Raw genomic sequence first — 276 nt, 5'->3', positions numbered from 1 at the left:
GCTCGGTGCCAGCAAATACGACGGCAAATTACGATCGCTATCGTCTTTACGCAAACGCGCGCGAAAGTACCCCTTCTGCTCACCACGCACCATTACCGGCAGGTAGATGAGCTTCGTCTTCGACCACGTATCGTAGTCGTCGAGCCATTTGACACACATCTTGCCGCCCAATTCGAGTAGCAAGTTCGTGGGTATAGAGCGCCACTTTTTATCAGCAGGTAGGCGCGAGAACTTGAGACGTTCCTCAACGTAGTCGCGCTGTTCCATCGATTCTAC

General features: G+C 52.9%; 1 protein-coding gene. It reads right to left on the bottom strand.

All coding sequences use genetic code 11. The annotated features are described in order from the left end of the window. Positions 1-276: hypothetical protein (locus tag AC1RPN_RS08965; RefSeq protein WP_481763839.1), on the bottom strand; the 276-nt coding region annotated here is incomplete at both ends.

The sequence above is a fragment of the Dellaglioa sp. CoH-57-MRSF-20 genome (assembly GCF_056781955.1).
The sequence above is the reverse complement of the archived record's forward strand: the minus strand, read 5'-3'. Positions and strand labels throughout refer to the sequence as shown.